Consider the following 4,095-nt stretch of genomic DNA (forward strand, 5'->3'; position numbering starts at 1 on the left):
GGCGACGACGTCGATGCGGTGCTCCCGCCGGCGTCGACGCGGCGCTTTGTCGCCGCGCCGCCGCTGGTGCCCGAGCCGGAATTCTCCAGGCGCGAAAGCCTGCCCTTTCTGACATTCGTCGCCATCGTGTTGGTGGCCGGGCTGGCGCATCTGACCGGGGCACCGATCTTCATCAGCGTCGCATTGCTGGCAACCGGCCTTGCCGGCCTTGCCCTGCATTTGCGCGCCAGGCGGAGCGAACATCGCACCTCCGCCCTTCTTGACGAAACCACTGCCCGCAGCCGCGCCGAGATCGAGACGCTGGCCGACCGCATGTGGGAGATGCAGGAGAGCGACGAGCGCTTTCGCGGCCTGATCGACGCGCTTGGCGATCTCGTCATCCATCGCGACCGCGACGGCTACATCGTCTATGCCAACAAGGTCTTCGCCGATCTCGTCGAGGTCGACCAGCGCGACCTTGCCGGCAAGACCCTGGCAGAACTGGGCATCGAGGTCGGCATGGTTCCCGATGCCGCCTTTTCCGACCATGAGTGTCTGAGTTCCACCGATGTCTCCATCAGCACGCCGAGCGGGCAGCGCTGGTTCTCTTGGATCGAACTGTCGGTGCGCGACAAGGACAGCGGCGCCGTTTCACACCGCGCCATCGCCCGCGACATCACCGCCCGCAAACGCGCCGAATCCTCGCTGATCACCGCGCGCGAACGGGCCGAATATGCCAGCCAGGCCAAATCGCGCTTCCTCGCCACCGTCAGCCATGAAATCCGCACCCCGATGAACGGCATCATGGGGATGGCCAGGTTGCTCGCCGACACCAGCCTGTCGCCGGAGCAGCAGACCTATGTCGGCGCCGTCTCGACCTCGGCCAGCGCATTGCTTGCCTTGATCGAGGATCTTCTCGACTATTCCAAGATCGAAGCCGGGCGTTTCGACCCCGAGCCGCAGCCGATGTCGGTGCGCGAGATCGCCGACAACATTATCGAATTGCTGGCCGCGCGCGCCTTCGCCAAGGATATCGGGCTGGGTTGCCATGTCGAACCCGACGTGCCGCAATTGATCACCGCCGATCCGGGCAAGGTCAGGCAGGTGCTTCTCAACCTCATCGGCAACGCCATCAAGTTCACCGACAGCGGCGGCGTGCTGGTGAGCATAGCACGCGCACGCACCGAAACCAGCGACCGCATATGCTTCACGATCGCCGATACCGGTCCGGGCCTGCGTGACTCCGACCTGGAGCGGATTTTCGAGGAATTCGAGCAGGCCGACGGCACGTCGACACGCACACATGGCGGGGCCGGCCTCGGCCTTGCCATCTCCAGACGCCTGGTGGCCGCCATGGGCGGCACGATCTCGGTATCCAGCCGGCTCGGCCAGGGATCCGAATTCGTCTTCGAAATCCCTGCGATAGCGGCCACCGAAGCGCCGCAGGGCCACCAGAATGCTCTCTCGGGCAGACGCGCGGTGATCCTGTCGAAGAACGCCGTCGAGGCCGACGCCATCGCCCGCACCATCCGCGCCAATGGCGGCGCGGTCGACATCGCCACCACTGCCGCACAGGCCGCGCCTTTCGCCGCCGGCTGCGATGCAATCCTGGTCGATGCAGCGATGGAAGAAGGCGACGGAAGGCTGCTCAAGCGCCTGCGCCAAAGCGGTTTCTCCGACTGTGAGGCGATCACGCTGATCGCGCCGACCGATCGCGGCATGCTTGGCGAGTTCCGTGCCAGCGGCTACGCAACCTTCCTGGCCAGGCCGGTGCGTGGCGGAACACTTCTGCGTGTTCTGCTGAGCAGCCATGCTCCGAGCCTCGGCCCGCCGCCGCCGGAAAAGCGCGGCGCACCGTCGCTGCGGGCCGTCGGCAACCGCCAGCGCGGCCTGTCGGTGCTGATCGCCGAGGACAATGACATCAACGCCATGCTGGCCCGCGCCACGCTGCTGAAGGCCGGGCATCGCGTCAAGGTGGTCGGCAACGGCAAGGCCGCCGTCGAGGCTGTCACCGGCGCCGCTCACAAGGACCGCTTCGACGTGGTCTTGATGGATCTGCACATGCCGGTCATGGACGGGCTGGACGCGATCGCCGCCATCCGCCGCCATGAGGAAGAAAGTGCCGTGCGGCCGGTGCCGATCATGGTGCTGTCGGCCGACAGCCAGGAAAAGACCCGTCACGCGGTGTTGGCCCATGGCGCCAGCGGCTTTGTCACCAAACCGCTCGACCCCGAAGCGCTGGTCAATGCCGTCGAGGGGCAGGTCGTCGCGGCCTGAGCTTTCCACCGCCATTCGGCACGGCGATCACTTAAACGTAGCCGGTTGATCGTATTCGCCAGCCGACGAAGTATTGCCCATGACGTCGTATCACGGTACTGTCACAATCCTGTTGCACCTACACCGTATCCCCGTGCCAAGAGGGATGGCTCGAAGGAGAATCACTCGTGCATACAGTTATGCCGGAATGTGACACTCGGCCGAACGCCAGCAGCGCCTTGCTTGCCGGACGTAACGTCGATTCCGTCATAAAGGGCGCTGCGCTGGGCCGTATAGGCAATCTTGAAGTGCGGCTCGCTCGCAACGAGGCCGAGATCGCGGCCGCGCAGGAAGTGCGCTACCGGGTGTTCTACGACGAACTTGGCGCCAGGAAGGACCTGTTCCAGGCCCATGACCGCCGGGACGCCGACCGGTTCGATCCGCTCTGCGACCATCTGCTGGTTTTGGACACCACGCTTTCCGGTCCCGAACATCGCCGCATCGTCGGCACATATCGGCTGCTGCGGCAAGAAATCGCGGCCACGGCCGGTGGCTTCTATTCCGAAGGTGAATTCGAGCTGACCAAGCTCATCGCCCGCCACCCCGGCCAGCGTTTCCTTGAACTCGGCCGCTCCTGCGTTTTGCCGGAATACCGCTCGAAGCGCACCATCGAGGCGTTGTGGCAAGGCATCTGGGCTTACATCAATCATTACGAAATCGGTGTGATGACCGGTTGCGCGTCCTTTCACGGCACCGTGCCGGCGGCGCATGCCGAAGCGCTCACCTACCTCGCCCACCACTGCCGGACGAATTCGGCCTGGGACGTGCGCGCTGTGTCCGGGCGCTATTGCTCGATGGATCTGATGCCGATCGAGGCCGTCAATGCCAAGGCGGCGATCGCCGCGATGCCGCCTTTGGTCAAGGGCTATCTGCGCGTCGGTGCCCGCATCGGCGATGGTTGCGTCATCGATCGCGAATTCTCGACGGTCGATGTATTCGTCGTGATGCCGGTCAAGGAGATCGGCGCACGCTACGTCAACTATTATGGCGGCGAAGCCCAGCGCTTCGCTGCGTGACGCTGGCGAATAGAGAATAGCGGGAGCTATCTCGCTCAACCCCTATTCGCTACTCTCTATTCGCTATTCGCTTCCTTTCACAAAATATCTTCCGGCCGCCTGCCGGGTCGGCTCTTGTAGGACGGAAATGACCAGCCGAATTTGAGCGCACCACCGCGCACGAGGAACGCCGCCGCAAAGCCGGCGAGGTTCGAGGCGAGCGGCGGCAGTCCGGCAAGATCGCCAAGCGTGTAGAGGCCTGCACCCGCAAGGGCCGCCGTGACGTAGATTTCGGGCCTGAGCAGCACCGATGGCTCGCCCGCAAGGAGATCGCGCAAAATGCCGCCGAAAGTGGCGGTGAGCACGCCGGTGATGACGGACACGACCGGCGAGCCGGTAATCGCAAGCCCCTTGGCCGCGCCCATCACCGAAAAGGCGGCGAGCCCGATGGCGTCGAGCCAGAGCAGCCACTTCCAGCGCGATTCGACACGATGCGCGCTGAAGAAGACCAGCACCGCAACCGCGGCGCAGACCAGCACATAGCCGGAGTTGGCGACCCAGAAAACCGGCAGGTTGAGGATAACGTCGCGAAGCGTGCCACCGCCTATCCCGGTGACGCTGGCCAGGAACAGGAAGCCGATGATGTCGAGTTGCTTACGCGAAGCCGCCAGCGCCCCGGTCGCCGCGAAGACGGCGACACCGGCATAGTCGAGAAGCGCGATGGCATTCATGCAGACCAGGGGAGTAAGGGAAGAGGAGAATAGGAGAGTATGTTTATCACAAAGCCGCACCGTTGGTACGCTTC

The 4,095-nt window shown here is 64.3% G+C and carries 3 protein-coding genes; 2 read left to right on the forward strand and 1 reads right to left on the reverse strand.

Annotated features, from left to right (window positions below; genetic code table 11):
- On the forward strand, positions 1–2,256 hold a 2,256-nt coding region (locus EN750_RS21535; RefSeq protein ID WP_145967819.1), incomplete at its 5' end, for a PAS domain-containing hybrid sensor histidine kinase/response regulator.
- 179 nt (positions 2,257–2,435) lie between these two features.
- Positions 2,436–3,311, forward strand: a complete 876-nt coding sequence (locus EN750_RS21540) for a GNAT family N-acetyltransferase (RefSeq protein WP_023812526.1) — start codon at positions 2,436–2,438, stop codon at positions 3,309–3,311.
- 77 nt (positions 3,312–3,388) lie between these two features.
- Here the strand turns inward: EN750_RS21540 and EN750_RS21545 are convergent, their stop codons facing one another.
- On the reverse strand, positions 3,389–4,021 hold the full coding sequence (locus tag EN750_RS21545; RefSeq protein WP_127319279.1) for a trimeric intracellular cation channel family protein: 633 nt from the start codon (positions 4,019–4,021) through the stop codon (positions 3,389–3,391).
- Between the last annotated feature and the right edge of the window lie 74 nt (positions 4,022–4,095).

Origin of the sequence: Mesorhizobium sp. M7A.F.Ca.ET.027.03.2.1, from assembly GCF_003999175.1 — a bacterium.
GTDB lineage: Bacteria > Pseudomonadota > Alphaproteobacteria > Rhizobiales > Rhizobiaceae > Mesorhizobium.